This is a genomic window from Mesorhizobium sp. P2_A8 (genome assembly GCF_056404935.1).
Window position 1 is genome coordinate 1 of the sequence record NZ_JBFUDB010000020.1, and the last position, 20,697, is coordinate 20,697.

At 57.9% G+C, this 20,697-nt stretch carries 13 protein-coding genes, 3 pseudogenes and 2 riboswitches; of the genes and pseudogenes, 8 read left to right on the forward strand and 8 right to left on the reverse strand.

Translation table 11 applies throughout. The features are described from left to right. Nucleotides 1-11: 11 nt before the first annotated feature. Together AC1D10_RS35065 and AC1D10_RS35070 are read right to left on the reverse strand one after the other, a co-directional pair. Nucleotides 12-170, reverse strand: a pseudogene (locus tag AC1D10_RS35065) (helix-turn-helix domain-containing protein); the annotation flags it as partial. A gap of 621 nt (nt 171-791) precedes the next feature. Then, complete coding sequence (locus tag AC1D10_RS35070) at nt 792-2,762, reverse strand: acetoacetate--CoA ligase (RefSeq protein WP_477279837.1); 1,971 nt, start codon at nt 2,760-2,762, stop codon at nt 792-794. A gap of 754 nt (nt 2,763-3,516) precedes the next feature. Between AC1D10_RS35070 and ehuB the strand changes: the two genes are divergently transcribed. The 8 genes and pseudogenes from ehuB to AC1D10_RS35110 all read left to right on the forward strand — a co-directional run bounded on the left by ehuB (nt 3,517) and on the right by AC1D10_RS35110 (nt 12,420). Further along, complete coding sequence (ehuB, locus tag AC1D10_RS35075; RefSeq protein WP_477279839.1) at nt 3,517-4,392, forward strand: ectoine/hydroxyectoine ABC transporter substrate-binding protein EhuB; 876 nt, start codon at nt 3,517-3,519, stop codon at nt 4,390-4,392. 111 nt (nt 4,393-4,503) lie between these two features. Beyond that, nucleotides 4,504-5,169, forward strand: coding sequence for an ectoine/hydroxyectoine ABC transporter permease subunit EhuC (gene ehuC, locus AC1D10_RS35080; protein ID WP_477279841.1), 666 nt, complete (start codon nt 4,504-4,506; stop codon nt 5,167-5,169). Nucleotides 5,170-5,173: 4 nt separating this feature from the next. Beyond that, complete coding sequence (gene ehuD / locus AC1D10_RS35085; RefSeq protein WP_477279843.1) at nt 5,174-5,842, forward strand: ectoine/hydroxyectoine ABC transporter permease subunit EhuD; 669 nt, start codon at nt 5,174-5,176, stop codon at nt 5,840-5,842. A gap of 56 nt (nt 5,843-5,898) precedes the next feature. Continuing rightward, on the forward strand, nt 5,899-6,663 hold the full coding sequence (ehuA, locus tag AC1D10_RS35090) for an ectoine/hydroxyectoine ABC transporter ATP-binding protein EhuA (RefSeq protein ID WP_477279870.1): 765 nt from the start codon (nt 5,899-5,901) through the stop codon (nt 6,661-6,663). 278 nt (nt 6,664-6,941) lie between these two features. Beyond that, entirely contained in the window at nt 6,942-8,114 is a 1,173-nt protein-coding gene (locus AC1D10_RS35095; RefSeq protein WP_477279845.1) for a M24 family metallopeptidase, read from the forward strand. 165 nt (nt 8,115-8,279) lie between these two features. After that, a riboswitch (glycine riboswitch) is annotated at nt 8,280-8,369 on the forward strand. 2 nt (nt 8,370-8,371) lie between these two features. Continuing rightward, nucleotides 8,372-8,449: riboswitch (glycine riboswitch) on the forward strand. Nucleotides 8,450-8,503: 54 nt separating this feature from the next. Further along, complete coding sequence (locus AC1D10_RS35100; RefSeq protein ID WP_477279847.1) at nt 8,504-9,745, forward strand: D-amino acid dehydrogenase; 1,242 nt, start codon at nt 8,504-8,506, stop codon at nt 9,743-9,745. A 2-nt stretch (nt 9,746-9,747) separates the two neighbouring features. Continuing rightward, nucleotides 9,748-11,978: pseudogene (locus AC1D10_RS35105) on the forward strand (malate synthase G). A 10-nt stretch (nt 11,979-11,988) separates the two neighbouring features. Then, nucleotides 11,989-12,420: pseudogene (locus AC1D10_RS35110) on the forward strand (GlcG/HbpS family heme-binding protein). A 424-nt stretch (nt 12,421-12,844) separates the two neighbouring features. Here the strand turns inward: AC1D10_RS35110 and AC1D10_RS35115 are convergent. The 6 genes from AC1D10_RS35115 to AC1D10_RS35140 all read right to left on the reverse strand — a co-directional run bounded on the left by AC1D10_RS35115 (nt 12,845) and on the right by AC1D10_RS35140 (nt 20,633). Then, complete coding sequence (locus AC1D10_RS35115) at nt 12,845-13,372, reverse strand: hypothetical protein (protein ID WP_477279849.1); 528 nt, start codon at nt 13,370-13,372, stop codon at nt 12,845-12,847. After that, a complete protein-coding gene (locus AC1D10_RS35120) occupies nt 13,365-16,073 on the reverse strand; it encodes a 2Fe-2S iron-sulfur cluster-binding protein (RefSeq protein ID WP_477279851.1) in 2,709 nt (902 codons plus the stop codon). Before AC1D10_RS35120 ends, AC1D10_RS35115 begins: the two co-directional genes overlap by 8 nt. Continuing rightward, nucleotides 16,070-16,333 (reverse strand): sarcosine oxidase subunit delta, encoded by a 264-nt coding sequence (locus AC1D10_RS35125; RefSeq protein ID WP_214393402.1) that lies wholly within the window; start codon nt 16,331-16,333, stop codon nt 16,070-16,072. The genes AC1D10_RS35120 and AC1D10_RS35125 overlap by 4 nt, the downstream gene beginning before the upstream one ends. Before the next feature lie 10 nt (nt 16,334-16,343). Further along, nucleotides 16,344-17,606, reverse strand: a complete 1,263-nt coding sequence (locus AC1D10_RS35130) for a sarcosine oxidase subunit beta family protein (protein WP_214393403.1) — start codon at nt 17,604-17,606, stop codon at nt 16,344-16,346. 473 nt (nt 17,607-18,079) lie between these two features. Then, nucleotides 18,080-19,366, reverse strand: coding sequence for a serine hydrolase domain-containing protein (locus tag AC1D10_RS35135; RefSeq protein ID WP_477279854.1), 1,287 nt, complete (start codon nt 19,364-19,366; stop codon nt 18,080-18,082). A gap of 64 nt (nt 19,367-19,430) precedes the next feature. Next, on the reverse strand, nt 19,431-20,633 hold the full coding sequence (locus AC1D10_RS35140) for a M24 family metallopeptidase (RefSeq protein WP_477279857.1): 1,203 nt from the start codon (nt 20,631-20,633) through the stop codon (nt 19,431-19,433). Between the last annotated feature and the right edge of the window lie 64 nt (nt 20,634-20,697).

The window sequence follows — 20,697 nt, forward strand, 5'->3', positions numbered from 1 at the left end:
AAGTGCTACGGCGCGCCTTCGGCTCTGAACACCTTCAGCAGACGCTGGACCTGACGCGTCGTCATATCCAGCACATGCGCCGCCGAGACAACCGTCATGCGCCGCTCCAAAACCTTCGACAGCACCTCGATGCGTTGCAGCTCGCGCTCGCTCATTAAGATCAGTCCCAACCCGCCATCTCCCTCGCTCATGGACGAGCAGGGCGACATTCCTACTTTGCAGAATCAAGACATTTCTACTTTGCGGCAATAGACGAAAGTCGCGTAATATTAGTTATGGAACTTTCCTAACACACTGAAATAGAACACCTATTTTAGCAGCCCGGCGGTTTATCGGCAGACGTCCTACCCCTCTAGGATCCATCATCCGGATGCGCATTCGCCAAGGTCGGTATCTTTGTGCGAAACCTTGTGAAGCGTGCGTCAAAGCAGGGCACGACGTGAAATTTTCCACGCATTAGAGACTTGGAAGTGCAATCTCCCAATCAAAGGCGCATATTCCGGGGCGTCAGCGCGGAATGAACGCGCTCAGTGCGGACGCCTGAAACGCTTGATCGAGAGAACTGGTAGTATCGGTCCGCCCGATTGCGGTAGAAGGGGAGCCGCTTTTGCGCTTGATAATGCGCAGGCCGGATGGGGTGCCGGCCAAGTCCTTCAGCAAAGCAATGGTACCGCGTGGCGTTCGCGACACCGGGCCTCGCAAAGGTTCGTGTCTGTGGCGAGGCGTTCCGGCGCCCTTCGTGGGCGCGTAAGGTCATTCATCGGGGCTTGGTACAGACTGGTATCACACACTCAGACCGCCAGCTGCGGCAGGTTCCTGAACAGCTCCAGCGCCTCGGGGTTGGCCAGCGCCTCCTTGTTCTTGATGGCGCGGCCATGCACGACGTCGCGCACCGCAAGCTCGGTGATCTTGCCGGATTTGGTGCGCGGAATGTCGGTGACGGCGACGATCTTTGCCGGCACGTGACGGGGGCTCGCCCCGGCGCGGATTTTCGCGCGGATGCGTTTTTCCAGATCCGCGTCCAACTGCACGCCGGCGGCCAGCCGCACGAACAGCACGACCCGCACGTCATTGTCGAAATCCTGGCCGATGCACAGCGCCTCGAGAATCTCGGGCATCTGTTCGACCTGGTTGTAGATCTCCGCCGTGCCGATGCGCACGCCGCCCGGATTGAGCGTCGCGTCGGAGCGGCCATGAATGATCAGGCCGCCATGGGCGGTCCATTCGGCGAAGTCGCCATGACACCAGACATTGTCGAAGCGCTCGAAATAGGCCGCGCTGTATTTCTTGTTCCCGGGGTCGTTCCAGAAGCCGATCGGCATCGACGGAAACGCTTTTGTGCAGACCAGTTCGCCCTTCTCCTGCCTGATCGGCTTGCCGTCATCGTCCCAGACATCGACGGCAAGGCCGAGCCCAGGCCCTTGGATCTCGCCGGTCCAGACCGGTTGGGTCGGCACGCCAAGGACAAAGCAGGAGACGATGTCGGTGCCGCCGGAAACCGAGGCGAGATGCACGTCCTTCTTGATGCCGTCATAGACGAAGCGAAAGTCCTCCGGCGACAGCGGCGAGCCGGTCGAGGAGATGCTGCGCACGCTCGACAGATCATGCGTCCTGATCGGCTTGAGACCGGCCTTGCGCACGGAATCGATGAATTTGGCCGAGGTGCCAAAGAAGGTCATCTTCTCGGCGTCGGCGAAGCTGAACAGGACATTGCCGTCTGGATAGAAGGGCGAACCGTCATAGAGCAGCAGCGTTGCACCTGAGGCCAGGCCCGATACCAGCCAGTTCCACATCATCCAGCCGCAGGTGGTGAAGTAGAAGAAGCGGTCGCCCTCGACCAACCCGGCATGCAGCCGGTGTTCCTTGACATGCTGGATCAGCGTGCCGCCGGCCGAATGCACGATGCATTTGGGAATGCCGGTGGTTCCCGACGAAAACAGGATGTAGAGCGGATGCGCAAACGGCAGCCGCTCGAAGGTGACGGGTTTGGTGGCGAAAGGCGACAGCGCCTCTTCCAGCGCCACGGCCTTGTCGATGACCGCTGCGACATCCCTTGAGGAGCCGAGGTAATCGACGACCAGAACCTTGCGGACGGTTTCGAGCTTCGTGGCAACGGCAGCAATCTTGTCGGCGACTTCGATTGCCTTGCCATTGTACCAATAGCCGTCCGGCGCGATAAAGACGACGGGTTCGATCTGGCCGAACCGATCGAGCACGCCCTGTTCGCCGAAATCGGGGGAACAGGACGACCAGACCGCACCGATCGAGGCCGCCGCCAGCATGGCGGCCACAGTCTCAGGCATGTTGGGCATCATCGCGGCGATGCGGTCGCCCTTTTTCACCTTGAGCGACAGGAAAAGCTGCTGAAAGCGCGAGGTCAGTTGGTGCAGTTCGTTCCACGACAGCCGCCGCTCGATCTTGTCCTCGCCGCGAAAGACGATTGCGTCAGCAGAACCGGTCTTTTTCAGCAGGTTCTCGGCGAAATTCAGTGTCGCATCGGGGAAGAAAGCGGCGCCGGGCATCTTGTCGCCATCGACCAGCAGGGTCTCACCCTTGTCGCCGACAAGCTCGCAGAAGTCCCAGACAAGGCTCCAGAACGCCTCGCGGTCGTCGATCGACCAGCGATGGAGCGTAAAATACGACCCCAACGAGAGGTCGAAGCGAGAAGAAGCCTGGGCTGCGAAGCTGGATAGTGGGCTCTGCTCGATCTGGCAGGACTTCGGAGCCCAAAGTGGCGCCCGTGCTTCTTCAGTCGATATCATCGTTCAGCCAACTCAATATTACGAGAACAATTGCACGGGATTTGACCGACGTTAGAGATCGCGGGCGACAAAAGCCTGTCTCGCCCGCGGGTCGGCGAGCCCCCTGGTCACGGAGCAAGTCGGTCAAATCACCCAGTAGTGGTGGGCTTGATCCGCTTAATCCCGTGACCTCGGCCTGCAAGCAAGGTCTTGAGATCGATTTCGGGATCGCCAACAATCGCAGGGGGGATTTGCCGGCTTGTACGGCTTTTCCTTGCCGACTATCGTCATAGCCGCACACTCCGCCTGCTCAATGGCATTGCCAACGCTCTCAGCCTGATCCGCGCACCCTTCGGGAATGACGCACGACCAGCTCGCTAAGCTAACATTAGAAAGCCTACAGCCGTTCGATAGGGCGTTTTGCGCAAAAGGGCCGCCATTGTGAAACAAATGCCCCATTCAGCGGCGGAAAGTGAAATGCAGACCAATCGCCTACCGTTTGCCCGACGGGCGATGATTTGGCGACCATCTGCCCCGAAGCGCCTACTTATCAATACGCGATGCGCCGTATAGCTGGCGAAAAAGCCTCCGCCTGCTGATAGAGTAGTATGTTTCACCGACTGGAGCGAACTGCGCCAGGCGTTGCATCCCGATCTCGTTTTTGGAGGAAAACTTATAGCATCTGGTGTCAGTGTTAAGGTGACCGGGGCGTTAAGAACGCTACGCGGTGCGTAAGCTGAAACCCGTCAAAAGCGGGATCAAAAAGGGGAATATCATGTCGATCATCATTACCCGCAGACTCCTCATCCAAGCAGCCTCCGCAATAGCCGTGGGGGTTATCGCCTGTCAGGCGAACTTTGCATCAGCTCAAACCAATCCAGGTCCGCTTTCCCAAAGGATAGCGAAGGGCGAGCCGATCCGGCTCGGTTTTTCCGATGAAGTACCCGGCGCATACCTCGGCAAGGATGGCAAGCCCACCGGCTTCGTCAACATAATGACTTTGGGCATCCTGAAGAAGATGGGGTACACCAATATCGAGTCGGTGCAGACCGAATGGGGTGGGCTGATACCAGCCTTGCAAGCTGGGCGATCCGATATCATCACCGGTGGCATGTTCATCCTCGCCTCGCGATGCAAGAATGTGGCCTTCTCCGAGCCTATCTTCAAAATGTCAGATGCATTTATTGTTCCGAAGGGCAACCCGAAGGGTCTTCGCAACTACGATGACGTGAAGAAGAGCGGGGCCACAATTGTTGCCGCGACCGGTACGGCCAACATTGAAAATGCCAAGGCCGCTGGCGTTGATCCTGCCAAGATAATGGAAGTGCCGAGCCCCGTTGAGCTTCTTGCTGCGGTCAAGGCAGGGCGTGCGGACGTTGGAGCGAGCACATCCGTCGTAGTGGAGCAACTTGCGTCCAGCACGAATGGAGAGCTCGAAGCAACTGATCCCTCGGCGATGCCGAAGGAACTTTTCAACTGGGGCGCGATTGGCTTCCGGAAGGAAGACGCCGATTTCATCCCGGCTTTCAACAAGGCTCTTAAGGAATATCTCGGTTCTGACGAGATGATGAAGGCTGTAGCTGAGTACGGCTATAGCAAGACCCTGCTGCCCGGGGACGAAAAAGCTGAATGGATCTGCGCAAACAGGTAGTCAATCTCATGCGGCGAACCTAGTGTTAGGTTCGCCGCGCCTATTTGGTAGCAAATGCCCTCACGGGCGAACGCTCCAGTTGAACGGCGCTGGAGGGAAAGCTCTAGCGGCATGTCATATTTTGAGTTCATCAGCCAGTATGGCGAACGCATTCTGAGCGGGACACTCGTCACGATCATATTGACGATCATCGCCGCCGCCTTGGCTATTTCGATTGCGCTCATTGCTGGCTTGATGCGTTTATCGCCAAATCGCTTTGTCCGCAGTGTCGCGGCCGTGTATGTCGAAATTTTTCGAGGCACCTCCCTGCTCGTGCAGCTCTACTGGATTTTCTTTGTTCTGCCGCTCTTCGGGTTCACTCTTGAAAAATTCACGGCTGGTTTCATCGCGGTCGGCTTGAACCTCGGCGCTTACGGATCGGAATTGGTGCGCGGGGCAATTCTATCGGTTGCCCGCGGTCAGTGGGAAGCCGCGCTTGCACTCAACATGTCAGGCGTACAGCGCATGCGTCGCATTATACTTCCTCAAGCTCTCCTGATCATGCTCCCTCCCTGGGGCAATCTCATGATTGAGCTATTGAAAAGCACCGCCCTGGTCGCACTGATTGCCGTGGCGGATCTGACGTTTCAGGCAAAACAGATCAACTCCTCGACTTTCCTCTCGGCGCAAAGCTTCGGGACCGCCCTGATCATCTACTATGTCGTCGCTCGCTTCCTGATCACGCCCTCGATGAGATGGCTTGAACGGTTCATGGCGCGCAAGATGGGAGAGGCGTGAGGCCGTGCTGAATTGGGATTGGGATTTCACCTGGACGATCCTACCAAGGTTGCTATCAGCCACAGTCAACACGATACTTGCGGCTGGGCTTGGCTACGCGATAGCCGTTGTCCTGGGCCTCGTCCTGGCCCTTCTTCAGCGAACGCGGTCACCCATCTTCACTGCCAGCGTACGAGAAATCATCGAGTTCGTCCGCTCGACGCCATTGGTTCTGCAGGTATTCTTCGTCTTTTACGTCGCCCCTCAATTCGGCATCACGTTATCGCCATGGGTTGCCGGAATGCTTTCTATCGGCGTTCACTACGCGGCCTACCTGTCGGAAGTATATAGAGGCGGTATCGACTCCGTACCAAAGGGTCAGTGGGAAGCCGCAACATCTCTGAACCTCTCTACGACCAGGACGTATTTCCGCATCGTCATACCTCAGGCTCTGCCGCCATCGCTCGCTGGGATGGGGAACTATCTAGTCGGCATCTTCAAGGACACTCCGATCCTATCAGTCATCGGCGTTGCCGAGCTGATGCACGCAGCGAACTCCATCGGTGCGGAAACGTACCGGTTTCTTGAACCTTACACACTGGTCGGCATCATTTTCCTTGCGATATCGCTGCCGACCGCTGCGTTGATCAGAGCATTCGAAGGCTGGATGCGAAGAAAATTGGGACTAACCTGATGACCGATGAAACCCACGCATCTTTTCCGCTTCGCCTCGAAGGCGCCAACGTGCCCATGGTCAGCTTCAGAAAGGTCACGAAGCGATACGGGAGCCTCGTCGTTCTGGACTCGCTTGATCTGGACGTCGCCGAAGGAGAAATGGTCACCATCATCGGCCCTTCGGGATCTGGAAAAACGACGGTTCTCCGTACCTTGATGACACTGGATTCGATCAACGGCGGCGTGATTTACGTGGACGGCGAGCCGCTAACCCACATGTCCGACGGCACGAAACTCGTCCCCGCAAATCAGCGGCACCTGCGTAAGATGCGGTCGAAGATCGGGATGTGCTTCCAACACTTTCACCTCTTTCCGCACATGACAGCACTGGAAAATTGCATGGAGGGCCCGGTCAATGTTCTGGGCCTGTCAAAAAAGGAAGCCCGCGAGCGCTCGGAAGAGCTCCTGCGGATGGTCGGGATGGCCGACAAGCGGGATCAGCATCCTTCGCGCCTGTCCGGCGGCCAGCAACAGCGCGTTGCTATTGCGCGCGCCTTGGCTATGCGCCCCAAGGTGATGCTGTTCGATGAAGTGACGTCGGCGCTGGATCCAGAGGTGATCGGGGAGGTTACCGGAGTGATCAAAAAGCTGGTATCGGAGCACAACCTGACGATGTTGATGGTCACGCACCAGATGGGCTTCGCGCGACAAATCTCCGATCGGGTGAGCTTCTTCTACAAGGGTCGGATCGAAGAGCAGGGAACTCCCGACGAACTCTTCGGCGATCCGAAGAAAGAGCGGACCCAGCAGTTTCTCAGTGCGGTCCGCGAAGCCGTTTAGTGAAGTCGTTGACACACTGATCTGGCTCGTGTCGACCTCGAAGAACATCCGAAGATTTCGCTTTCATGGAAATGTCGAAGCTAGACGTGGAGGACCAACGCTTCGTTTCAAGGCGCCGGCCGCCCTGAGAATCCTCTGCACGACCGGAGGGCGGAAAAGCGATCCTCCCTGATTCTGAGCGGTGGCATCGATCGGAACCGAGTGAAGCAAACTGCCTACTTTCAAAATCCAAGAATGAATAATCGTACTCCGCCAGTCAGCCGCGCATGGTGAAGAACATGGAAGATATTGCAAAGGTGGAGCGTTTCACAGTATCAGAATTCCAATCTCGCGTTTCGCGGGCTCAACAGGCGATGAGGGAGCACCAGCTCGACGGGCTGCTCGTGTCGTCCATGGACAACATCCGATACTTCACTGGGATCGATTCCACTTTTTGGGAGAGCTACGCCAGACCTTGGTTCGTTCTCGTACGGGCTGAAGGCGATCCGATCGCCATAGTTCCCGAGATCGGCCGTTCGATTATGGAAACGCTTTGGGTGAAGGAGATTCGCTCGTGGCCGTCACCACGGCCAGACGACGATGGCACATCGCTCGTGATCCAGGCGGTCTCGGAGTTGCCACGCCGCTTTGGACGTGTCGGTGCTGAGCTCGGAATGGAGTTGCGCGTTGGCATGCCGGTGAGCCAGGTTCTGGATATTATGAAGGGGCTGCAGGGTGTCGAACTGGTCGACGGATCGAAAGCGATATGGCAGCTTCGTATGATCAAAAGCGAAGCCGAAGTCGCGAGGATCAGGACGGCCATCGATATCGCCGGGGGCGTATACGATACGGTTCCAGATTTCGTTCGCATCGGTGACACTGAAAAACGCATCCAGCGTGAGTTCCGGGCTCGCCTGAACTCAAGCGGCGCCAGTTCGATCCCGGTTGTGATCTGCCGCTCGGACATCGGCGGTCCTTTCGAGATCACCGGCGGCCCGCGCGACCGCAAGATCGCCGACGGTGACCTTCTCTTCATCGACACCGGAACCACGTTCGACGGTTACTACTGCGATTATGATCGAAATTACCAAGTCGGCGACGCAACCGATGCGCTACTGCAGGCGCACGAAAAGGTCTGGCAGGCAAACGAGATCGGGTTGAAGTCAGTCCGTGCCGGGGTTTCCGCTGCCTCCGTCTTCCGGGCAATGGCGAAAGTGCTCTCCTCTGGCGAGGAAGACCTGAACAGCAACGGGCGTATGGGCCACGGCCTGGGCCTGCGGGTCACGGAGCCGCCGTCCGTCAAAGTTGAAGACCAAACGGTGCTGCAGGCCGGGATGGTGTTGTGCATCGAGCCCGGGCTCGAGTACGAACCCGGCAAGATCGTTCTTCACGAGGAAACGGTGCTGGTGACCGAAGACGGCATGGAGTTGTTGACCAAGCGGGCCTCACGCCAACTGCCTCGGATCTACTAAGAAATCAAGCGATCGCCTCATGCGTTCTCCTTCCCGAAGGCGTGAGGTGTCCACGCTAACTTAAAGGCTCGTTTCGTTGCCGGGCACATTTTGCCGGGCACGTTTCGTTGCTCCGCACATTTCGCACTAAAACTCCGGCTGTCTGCGGTACTAATGCCGTGTCCACAAGGTGGAACGGGAGAGATCGGCGAGAGCCGGCGCCGACGGAGCAACCCCCCAAGGAAACTCTCAGGCACCAGTGACCGTTCGTGCCGGACAATCTGGAGAGAGGCGCCTCGCGCCCACCGAAGGGGAACGCCGGAATCCGGTCAAGCTCTCAGGTACCGAGACAGATTTGGGGATCGCCGCAGGTTCACGCCTGCAACCGTTGATCCATTGGAGTTCCTCAAATGCCCAGAATTGTCGTGATCGGCGCCGGTATCACCGGAGTGTCGACAGCCTATGCCCTGTTGGAACGGGGATACGAAGTCACCGTGTTCGAAAAGCAGCGCTACGCGGCGATGGAGACATCATTTGCTAACGGAGGGCAGCTCTCCGCCTGCAACGCCGAAGTCTGGAACCATTGGTCGACCGTCATCAAGGGTATCAAGTGGATGGCGCGAAGGGACGCCCCGCTCCTGATGAACCCTTCTCCATCCTGGCATAAGTACAGCTGGCTGGCGGAATTCATGGCGAACATCGGCCGCTACCGGGAGAACACGATCGCTACCACGCGGCTGGCGATTTTCGCCAGGCAGCACATGTTCGGCATCGCTGAGCGGGAAGGGATCGACTTCGACCACGTGCGCAAGGGAATCCTTCACGTCCATTACGACAAGGCAGGGTACGATCATGCGTCGAAGGTGAACGAGATGCTTGTCGAGGGCGGACTGGACCGCCATCCGGTCACCCCCAAGGAAATCGCCGAGATCGAGCCGGTGCTTTCCGGCAAGTTTCACGGTGGCTTCTACACGCCGTCGGATTCAACCGGCGACATCCACAAGTACACAGGCGGACTCGCTCAGGTCTGTGAGAGCAGGGGCGCGCGCTTCACCTACGATGCCGACGTGACCTCGATCACCAAGCGTGACGGGTTCCGCATCGCCTTCTCGACGAAGGGTGGCATCAAGGATGAGCTTCAGGCAGACGCTGTCGTCGTTTGTGCAGGTGTCCATAGCCGCACCATAGGCGCAATGCTGGGCGACCGGATCAACATCTATCCGGTCAAGGGCTACTCGATCACAGTCGATCTCGCTGACGAACTGTCCCAAGCTTCGGCTCCGTGGGTCAGTATCCTTGACGACCGGGCGAAGATCGTCACCAGCAGGTTGGGAACATCCCGGTTCCGCGTTGCCGGGACCGCTGAATTCAACGGCGCGAACCGGGATATAAGGGACGACCGTGTCAGGCCCCTCGTGGAATGGACGCGTACGCTCTTCCCAGGAGTTGCCACCAGTAACGTCATCCCGTGGGCAGGATTACGGCCCATGATGCCGAACATGATGCCAAAGGTCGGCAAGGGAAAGATCCCTGGAGTCTTTTACAATACGGGCCACGGTCATCTGGGCTGGACGCTCTCGGCAGCAACCTCGGCGGCGCTTGCCGAGGTCATAGGCGGGGAAATCCCGGTCGACCTGAGAGTGGCCGCATGAAGATGACTGACATATTTGCGGCTGGCGGCCTTCCCATCGAACTTGCTGGACTGAAGGTGGCGCGCGAACTGCGCGACTTCATCCGGGAGGAGGCCCTTCTACTGGTATCACGCCTGAAGCCTTTTGGGCGGCATTCTCTTCAATCGTCCATGATCTTGCACCGACTAACCGCGATTTGCTCGCACTCCGCGAGCTGATGCAGAACAGGATCGATAGCTGGCACCGCGAGAACGGCACACCCGTCGACCTCGACGCATACAAATCGTTCCTGCGCGAGATGGGTTACATCGTGCCTGAAGGCGAGGATTTCACTATCTCGACGACAAACGTCGATCCTGAGATCGCGACGATCGCCGGGCCGCAGCTCGTCGTGCCGGTGATCAACGCGCGCTTCTCGCTGAATGCCGCCAATGCCCGCTGGGGCTCTCTCTATGACGCACTTTACGGGACGGACGCGATCTCCGAGGAAGACGGCGCCGAAAGAGGCAGGAGCTACAATCCCGTGCGCGGCGACAAGGTGATCGCCTGGGCGCGGAAATTCCTCGACGAGGCCATCCCGCTGAATTGGGGATCGTGGTCCGATGTCAGCAGGCTCGTCGTCGCGAATGGCGCTGTTGAAATGCACACTTTCAGAGACCTAGCACGACAGGTTTCAGGAAGGTTTTCCGAACACGCAGTGACTGTCCTGCGTGACGGCTCGCAGTTCGCCGGCTATCGCGGCGAACCGAACAAGCCAATCGCGTTCCTTTTCCGGAACCACAGCTTGCATATCGAGATCGTTATCGATCCAGACTCCGAAATCGGCAGAGCCGATCCCGCCGGCATCTCCGACGTGCGGCTGGAATCCGCCATTACGACGATCATGGATTGCGAGGATTCGGTCGCCGCAGTCGATGCCGCGGACAAGGTCAGTGTCTACCGCAACTGGCTTGGCCTGATGATGGGCGATTTGGCTGAACAGGTGACCAAGGGCGGCAAGACTTTTACCCGCCGCCTCAACCCAGACGTCGTCTACAATGCGCCGGACGGTTCCAAGTTCGAGCTGCGTGCGCGTTCCCTGATGCTAGTGCGCAATGTAGGTCATCTTATGACCAACCCCGCAGTCCTCGATCGCGAGGGTAACGAGGTGCCGGAGGGCATCTTAGATGCGTTCGTGACGGCGGCCGTCGCGCTGCACGACATCGGTAGAAACGGTCGCAGGGCGAACTCACCCGCGGGCTCGTTATATGTCGTGAAGCCGAAGATGCATGGACCTGCCGAAGTCGCCTTTGCCGTGGAATTGTTCGCTCGCGTCGAGCAGGCGCTGGGCCTGATGCCGAACACGATCAAGATGGGTATCATGGACGAGGAGCGCCGCACGACGGTCAACCTGAAGGAATGCATCCGCGCTGCGAAAGACCGGATCGTCTTCATCAATACCGGCTTCCTCGACCGCACGGGCGACGAGATCCGTACTTCAATGGAGGCCGGCCCAATGATCCGCAAGGCGGAAATTAAGCAGTCGGCTTGGATCGGCGCTTACGAGAACTGGAACGTCGACACCGGTCTGGCTTGCGGGCTGGAAGGCCGTGCGCAGATCGGCAAGGGCATGTGGTCGATGCCGGACCAGATGGCGGCGATGCTGGAACAGAAGATCGCGCATCCGAGGGCCGGCGCCAATACCGCCTGGGTGCCGTCGCCGACGGCGGCGACCCTGCATGCCACACATTACCACAAGGTCGACGTCCATGCAGTTCAGAAGAAGCTGAGAAAGCGGGCGCCCGCGAAGCTCGACGACATCCTCTCCATTCCGGTCGCCTTGCACCCTAACTGGACGGTCGAAGATGTTCAGAAGGAACTCGACAACAACTGCCAGGGCATTCTGGGCTATGTCGTGCGTTGGGTCGATAGTGGCGTCGGCTGCTCCAAGGTTCCGGACATCAACGATGTCGGCCTGATGGAAGACCGCGCGACCTGTCGCATTTCCTCGCAGCACGTCGCCAACTGGCTGCATCACCATGTCTGCACGCGCGATCAGGTCATGAAGACGATGAAGCGCATGGCCGCCGTAGTCGACCAGCAAAATGCGGGCGATCCGACCTATACGCCGATGGCCCCGGACTTCGACAATTCCAACGCCTTCAACGCGGCTCGAGATCTGGTCTTTGCCGGACGACTGCAGCCAAGCGGCTATACGGAGCCTCTTCTGCACGCGCACAGGCTGGCTCGAAAGCAGCGTAAGATCCTGAACTAAGGGTTCGAAGATGATATCAATAACACTCGATCAGGCTAACTCGATCATCGAGAAGAGCCTCGCCTCCGCCGCGGACAACTAATTGAAGCCGCTTAGTGTCGCGGTTCTCGATGCAGGCGGCCACCTCGTCGCCTTCCAAAAGCAGGACGGTTCATCCATGCTTCGCTTTGAGATCGCGTTCGGTAAGGCGTACGGTGCTCTTGCGGTTGGCTTCGGTTCGCGGTGGCTGGACTTAGCGGCACGAGATCGCCCGCATTTTATCGCGGGGCTCAATTCCGTGTCCGGCGGGCAGATCGTGCCGGTCCCCGGCGGTGTGCTGGTGAAGGATTCGAACGGGAGCCTGCTCGGTGCAGTCGGGATCACCGGTGATACGTCTGACAACGATGAGCCGACTGCCGTTGCGGCAATCCATTCGTCAGGCCTGACCCCAGTCTGCGATTGAGTCACTCGTCAATAAGAAATGATATCGCTCGTCGCGAGACACTGCGGCCAAGCGATGAATGATTTCCTACGCCCAGCTTAGGTGCCCCCATCCGCGGCCGAGGACAGGGGCATTTCACACGACGTGCGCGTGTCGCGTTGGGCCATGCCAGGACGAAATAGATGCCTGCGGCCAGCACGAACAGGTGCATCGGCAGGAACGACATCATAGCGAGGTCTTTCGCGCGAAGCATGAGTTCGGGCGCGGCTATGAGCGAGGCCAAACATCGGGTCTGCGGTGCTCCACCATTGTTCGTGTCGCCATGAAACCTACGTTGCAGGGCCATAAGGCGGCTTATCTGCTCGAGGCACTGAGCGCAGCTTCGCGGGGTTTGAGCTGCGTTCGAATTTTCAGAACGTTCGTAGGGGTGAGACGACGATCGCCTTTAATGGTTCTCGATGGTCGTTTTGATCCACAGCAGAATGGATGGCACCATCGGCGTCTCGATCAGAAGGCGAATCGAATCCCTGTCACGAAGAAAAGCCGTCACGACCGTCGCATGGCCGAATGAAATCGCGCTGGAGCGGGTCGGCTGCGACCAGTCCAATGCCGTAGCCCTTTTGAGAAGCCCGCTCAGCCCTGCTCCCGAGATGTCGAACCCGATGTAACCGTCAGTAGCATCTGTGACGGCATAGCCATCCGGATGCCATCCTTCTTCAACCGAAGTTGCTGACGGGACGACGGCGAGGCATTTGTCTCTCGCCAAGGCAACTGCATACGGCTCCTCGACGATTACGTCGGTGGCTCCTAGCGGGTGGGTCGTTATGCCAAGCGACGCGAGCCCGCGCCCCACGTTCCCACTCACCATCAAGATCTGTCGGCTTGGTGCGCGCACCAAGTTCACAGTATCGGTGTTGGCGAAGCCAGTTTCATCAAACGACGCAGGCTCCCACTTCTGGCCGAAATCAAGCATTTAGCCGCGCTCCTGCGGGATCGAAAGCACAGGCGGCCGATACCCTCGCCTTTCTGACTGCTCCCAGGTGCTGGAGTTCTATGATCTCTCCCTGGCGCTCCATCGCATTCTCTATCAATCCGAGCGCGATCGGCTTTCCAATCGTTGGACTGAAATAACTGGACGTCACAAACCCAATCGAGCGCGATTTTCCCGTAACACGCTCGATTGCGTGAGCTCCCGTCGCGAGCGGTCCGCCATCGTCGGTGATTGAGAGGCCAGTAAACTGGCGGCGCTTCTTTTCCTGAGCCCATTCGGTGAACAGCGACCGCCGGCCGACGAATTCGTCCGTACGCTTATCGCGCGGTCCAACGATGCCGAGGTCATGCGGCAACGTCAGGCCGTCCGTGTCCTTGCCGACCACGATGTATCCCTTTTCAGCGCGCAGGATCATCAACGCCTCCAACCCGAGCAGCGTGGCGTTGAACCGTGCGCCGGCCTCCCTCAGGGCACAGAACAGGGACGCCGCTTTTGACTGCGGAACCGAAACCTCGAACGACAGGTCGCCTGAGAAGCTTACGCGCCCCAGGCGTACTGGACCGCCTTCGAATGTGGCCATTCGCCAAGACATGTGAGGGAACGCCTCATTGCCGAGATCCAGGCCCAGGCCCAACGACTCGAGTAGTGAACGCGACTTCGGCCCAGTGACGGTAAGGGTCGCCCAGCGGCTTGTGGCGTTATGGATGGACAATCTGGTAGGGTCGAAAAGATCCTGGCGTATGTCCTCCAGCCTGAGATGGACACCTGTCACGTGTGAACTGGAGCAGGATACGAGGAAACGCGTTTCATCGAGCCGGGCAATGACACCATCATCATACACGCTTCCGTTCTCGTTGAGCGTCAGGCCGTATCGAATCCTTCCGGGCTTGAGCGTTGAGACCTTTCCGTATCCGTTGAAGTCGAGGAGCAGTCCTGCGTCCGGCCCGATGACCTCGACCTTGCCGAGCGGACTTGCATCGAAGATCCCCACGCCCTCCCGCGCACGCAGCGCCTCGGACTGGATGTCCCTGTCATATGCCGCGGGTCGCAGCCATCCGCCGTACTCGCCGAATATGGCGCCTGCCGCCCGGTGCTCGGTTTCCAGAGCCAGGCGGCGAACGGGGTTGAACAGCTGTCCATGCCTGTATCCCGTGAAGGCCATCATCGAGACCGGAGTGTAAGGAGGGCGGAACGTCGTCGTTCCCGTCTCTGCTATGCTGCGCCCGGTAAACGCGGCCAAGGCGGCGAGGCCGTTGACGTTCGAGGTTTTTCCCTGATCGGTAGCCATGCCGAGAGTCGTGTACCTTTTCAGGTGCTCGACCGAACGGAAATTCTCCCGGGCCGCCAACGCGACGTCTTTTGAAGTGACGTCGTTCTGGAAATCGATCCAAGCACGCTCCTTGGTAGGCTTGGTTGGCCATGACGCTTGAACACGCCAACGGAAGTCTCCGTTCGCCGAACCGATCACCTTGACCCCTTGGACCTCATCCTTGGGTAAGAAGGCAGCGCGTTCGTCAGACCACGCGAGCTTGCCCTTTGCCTGGCAGAAGAGATGTACCGTAGGCGAGTAGCCGCCAGACACGAGGAGCGCGTCGGCAGGTATGGACCGCCCATTTTCGTCGATGACTGCTTCTACGCGGTTCTTGCCCCGCACGTTCGCGACCGACGAAACCTCAGTCACGTTGGCGCCCACGACCCGGAACGCTTCTGCAACTTCGGCGGTGCTGTCGTTATTGCTGGCGATAACGATCCTTTCGCCGACCCGCACGCCGTGCCGTCGAAGGTAGAAGAGTGCCGACGCGGCGGATATGATGCCGGGTCTGTCGTTATTGGGAAAAACGAGGGGGCGCTCAATGGCGCCTGTTGCCAAAACTATCTGTTTCGGCCGTATCCGGTGTGAGACAGGCGGATTCGTCGCTTTTTTGAGTTCGGCGACACAGACGAGATTATGGTCGTAGATCCCGTAGGCGGTCGAACGGGACATGATCGTGACACCGAGCCGGGACAACTCTGCAAGTGTCGATGCCAGCCACTCTTCCGCGTGCTCCCCATCCGCGGTGCGGGAACGGTACAGGAGCTGCCCGCCGGGTGCGAACCCTTCATCCACCACCGTCACCGAGCGCCCGTCACGGGCGGCCGCGAGAGCTGCCCGCAGACCGGAATTACCTGCGCCGACAACCAACACATCACAGGTGTCATGCACGTGCGAGGAAAACGCTTTCGGTGCCCACTCCCTGTCGATTTCGCCAAGTCCCGCCATCGCGCGGATCCTCGGTTCGAACCGTTCCCAGCTCGGCCACATGAACGTCTTGTAGTAAAATCCGGCGGGGATGAATTTCGCGAACCTGTCCAGGAATCCGAACCTGTCGCGCGACGCGTCCGGCCTTGCGTTGATTGAACGGACGACCAGTCCATCGGCCAGCGGTGTCGTGGTCCCTCGTGCATTTGGCTCGTGGAAACCAGCGAGTTTCACGTCGAAAATGGCATTCGGTTCTTCGACACTGTGACCCCAAATGCCGCGGGGCCTGTGATACTTGAAGCTTCTGCCTACGGTGCGCACCCCCGCTGCGAGCAGCGCGGACGCTACCGTGTCGCCCTCAAAGCCGCGATGCGGCTTCCCGTCGAATGCGAACGAAAGCTCCTTCGCCCGGGTGATCCCCGTTCCTCCGCTAGGCAGTCTCATGCTTCAGCCGCTTTCCGCACCGGCTCAGAACCGTGGATGCTGTGCGTGACGCTGTTGCGGGACAGGATGAATAGTTCTCCGCACGTCAGATGCATCCAGACCTCGCGCGTGTCGCCTTTGACGTTGTTCTGGAAATAAAGGTACTTGGCCCATTCGTCCGGCGACGAACTTACCGAGCCGCGACGCTTTCCGGCTTCGACCGCGAACCGGAATTCTGTTTCGTCACGGTTCCCGCAGAACGGGCAGCAGATCAAATGCATGATGCGTCCTCTAGTGAGCAATGCCCGAACCGGCGGCTTCGTCGATGAGGCGGCCGGTTGTGAAGCGGTCGAGATCGAAGGGCTTGCTGATCTCATGATGCGAGCCGGTCGCCATAAGATGGGCGAGAAGCCATCCTCCGGCCGGAATGGCCTTGAAGCCGCCCGTGCCCCATCCGCAGTCCAGGTACAATCCCGGAATGGGCGATGGACCGATGATCGGAGACGAGTCCGGCGTCACATCCACTATACCCGCCCACTGCCGCAGGATCTTGAGTTGGCCAAACGCGGGAAACATCTCGATCAGCCCCGAGATCGTGTGGTCGTGTGCTGGCGGGTTCCCTCGTTGCGCATAGGAGGGAATTCGATCCAGCCCGCCACCGAAGACGATCTCGCCCTTGTCGGATTGGTTGGCATACGTTCCTGTTCCAATGGAAAGCAGCGCGGTATCAAGCACGGGCTTGACTGGCTCGCTGACCATCGCCTGCAAGGAATAGGACTGGATCGGAAGCGAGAAGCCTGCCTTGGCCGACAGCATCGATGAATGGCCCGCAACCGCCATGGCAACGCGATCCGAACGTATTTCGCCCCGTGAAGTCGAAACACCTCTGCATGCTCCGCCTTCAATGATGAAATCGAGCACTTCGCAGTTCTGGATAATGTCGACACCCAGATGGCTGGCGGCTCTGGCGTAACCCCACGCGACCGCGTCGTGCCGGCAAATGCCAGCCCTGCCCTGCCAGACCCCGCCGAAAACAGGGTACCGTGCGTTTGGGCCGGTATTCAGCAGCGGAACGACCTTCAACACCTGCCGACGGTCGAACAACTCGGCGTCGATGCCATTGATCTGCATCGCATTCACGAGACGCGCTGCGATCTCCATGTCCATCTCGCTATGCGCGACGTTCAGTCCGCCTCGCTGGGACAGCATGATGTTGTAGTTCAACTCCTTGGAGAGCCGCTCATAGAGCTGCAAGGAGAACTCATAGAGTGCCACGCTCTCGGGATAGAAGTAGTTGGACCTGACCGCGGTAGTGTTCCTGCCTGTGTTGCCGCCGCCTATCCAACCTTTTTCCAGAATTGCGACATTGCTGATGCCATGATTCTTTGCAAGATAGTAAGCAGTAGCAAGTCCATGACCTCCTCCGCCCACAATTATCGCCTCATATGTAGGTTTTGGCTCAGGTGAGGCCCAAGCCGCCGTCCAGCCTGTTTGGCCGGTGAGACCTTCCCGAATAAGGGAAAGTGCGGAATAGCGGCTCCGATTTCGGCGCATTATATCATATCCATACCCCGCTCCGCGTGCAGCCGGAGGCGGTCAAGTCCAACCCAACAATCAGCTTATTATAAACGCTTCTGTGCGGCTGTTATTTCAAACCTACCCTGATGTTGAAATGTCAACGCCAATAAACCAACAGAACTGAAATGTGAAAAACAGATCTGCCAATCTCATCAGCCCGAAGCTCATGAGGTAGAATGATCCTTCTCAAGCGACCACGCCACGCAACCGCGCTCGCGCGAGCCTCTTAATCAAACTTCCGCGAAGACTCAGCTAGGCCCACAAACGAGCGAGTTCCCAGAACCAGTGGGTGGGGGATATGGTCCAGAAACCTCCCGTTTCCAACCCGACGGTTGCGTCACAAATCGGAAGCACTAACCATGCGCGGCTAGGAACACATGTTTGTTTTTCGAGGCTGCAAAAAACCGCTGCCGCTCAGACAGACATCAATATGCAAATTGTCGACAATCTTACTCCCTCAGCATTCGGCCAAGGGCAAGCAATTGCGGCACGGTGATCGGATCGTTACCTATGCTCGATCCCACCGGATGCGAAGCGAAGCGCGCCACGACCATTTCCGCGCCAGGGGCAATGTAGAGTCGCTGCCCATTCATACCCTTACCTTCGACGGCGCCTATTTCATTATGTGAAACATACCACATGGCGCGATAGGAATAGCCACGCAGCAAATCTGACCCAGTCTTGGCAAATTTCTCGGGATCGTCTCCGCGACGAACTTCATCAATTACAGAGGCAGGGATTAACTGGTTTCCATGCCAGTCGCCCTCACGTCGAATGAGTTCGCCAAACCGTGCCATATCGCGAAGTGTCGCTGACAAACCGCCTCCGGCCATGGGCGTGCCTACGGGGTCAACTAGCATATAACCGTCTTCCTCGCATCCGAGGCGCGACCAAATCCTATCGTGAAGATATTCAGCGAGATTGAGTCCGGTTACCTTCGCCATCACCCAGGCCATAACCTCGCTGCTGACAGTTTTGTAAGCGTAGGCGACGCCATGCTCACCCTCCTTACGCAATGTACGCAAATAGTCAAAAAGCGTATCGGGGACGTACGAATTTCCAGAACGAGGGCGCATCCCGCAAGCGCGCATGTAGGCTCTAACTCCGGATTGCGGATTCTCGTAGTCTTCTGTGTAGTCAACGCCGATTTGCATGTCCATTACTTGGCGAAGTGTCGCATCACCCCATGCGGTCCCTCGCAGTTCGGGAATGTAGTGAGGGACCTCTTTCGTTTCGTCCAGAATACCTTTGCTAACAAGATCAGCGGCTAATGTTCCAACATAAACCTTCGTCACCGAATGCAGAGCGTGAGGAAGATGTGGCTCCAGCGCCCCGAAATACCGTTCATAGACTATGCGACCACGATGGACCACGACAATGCCATCGGTATAGGTAGCATACAGCGCATCCTCAAATCGCATTGTCCGGCCATCTAGGGCATCGAATGTCAGTCCATCGATATCATGAGACCTATCATCTCTTTCAATCTGAGATATCGGAGCGCTTCCGCGCCGTACGTTCACGGTCGGTGCGAGTTCGCGCATATGCGAAAGTGCCCACCTTATCTGCGGAAAGTCGAGGAATTGATCACTCTCGAACGTAATCCGCTTGTCCGGCTGAGGTGGAAGTCCCTGCATCCATCCAAGCAATCGAGGATCGGATTCCACAGCGTTGAGATAGGTCTGACTATCGGGAAGACCAAGGGGATCTATTCCAGAGGAAACGTCTCTAATCATTGAAATCCCCTCATCAAGGATATGCGATCTGGTACAAATTGTGCCGGGCCAGCGCCTGTAGCCCTCACTCTTCGACGACAGTCAGTTCTCGGTCATGCACTGTAAGGATTTCGCATCCTGTTTCCGTGACGACCCATGTCTCGCTGAAACCTACAGCCGGCGTACCCGGCTTATCGACCACCAACGGCGAATGAAAGGTCATCCCAGCCTTCAACTCCAGCTCAGCGCCCTCACGGATAAAATATAGTTCTTCTCCCCACGTGGGAGGGAACCCCAGTCCAATCGAATACCCGTATATGCGCGAAGAACTCGGTACAGGGCTTATTTCATCCATCCCGGCACCAATCTCTCTCGCTACATCGTGAGCGGAACGGCCTGGCTTAACTACCTGAAACAACAGGTCGAGAGTCTCATTAATAACCTTGGCCCGTTTCTCCACTAGCGGAGACGGTTTACCGATGGAGACCGTGTGAAAGACCGCGCTAGTGTAGCGTTGGTAAGCAGCGCCAAACTCCAGCGCTGCCGTGTCACCCTCCTGAAGGGCGGTGCGCCTAAACGTGGTATGGCCGAACCAATTGCGTTGACCCGCAGACACAATGGGCTGGGTACTGAAATACTCACTTCCCTCATTTACGAGCGTTTGATAGATCACGGCCGCAATCTGGTTATCAGTGACGCCGGCCTTGATCATCGGCAAAACAGTATCAAGCGCCTTTATTGTGATACGGGCCGAACTACGCATGTAGTCGACTTCGGCTGACGATTTGACCATCCGTGGTTGCGCAACTACATCGGACGCATCAACGAGAACGGCATTCGGCAGCGCGCGTTTCAATCCCTCGTAAAGTTCGACGCCAAGGCCCATCTTCTTAATCTCAAGGCCAATTCGCTTTCTCTCCTGTCGCCGTTCTTTTAGGATATCTGCAAGACCGGTCGCCATCCCATCGCTATCGGTCCAAGGGACACTTCGGATGTCTTTTACCCAACTGGTGAGCAGGGCGGGACCTACCTCCAACTGATGCATATGCAGTATGGGTTCCCCCTCGCGGGGCAGTACCATGCATTTATACCAACCCGAACCGAAGCTTTGGTATCCGCTCAGATAACTCAAGTTGGGAGTGAATGTGACGAGAAGGACATCCAAACCCTTCTCGTCCATAATATTTCGCACCCTTTCGAGCCGGAGACGATACTCGGACTCTGAAAAGCTTAGTTCTTTCTCAAAAACCTGTGTTGCGAGTTCTTCAATATACTGATCGTAGTTCATACTTTTCCTTCCCTTCACGGCCGCCCTAGACGCCAGCGATCCCAGATAGTACTAGCTCTGAATC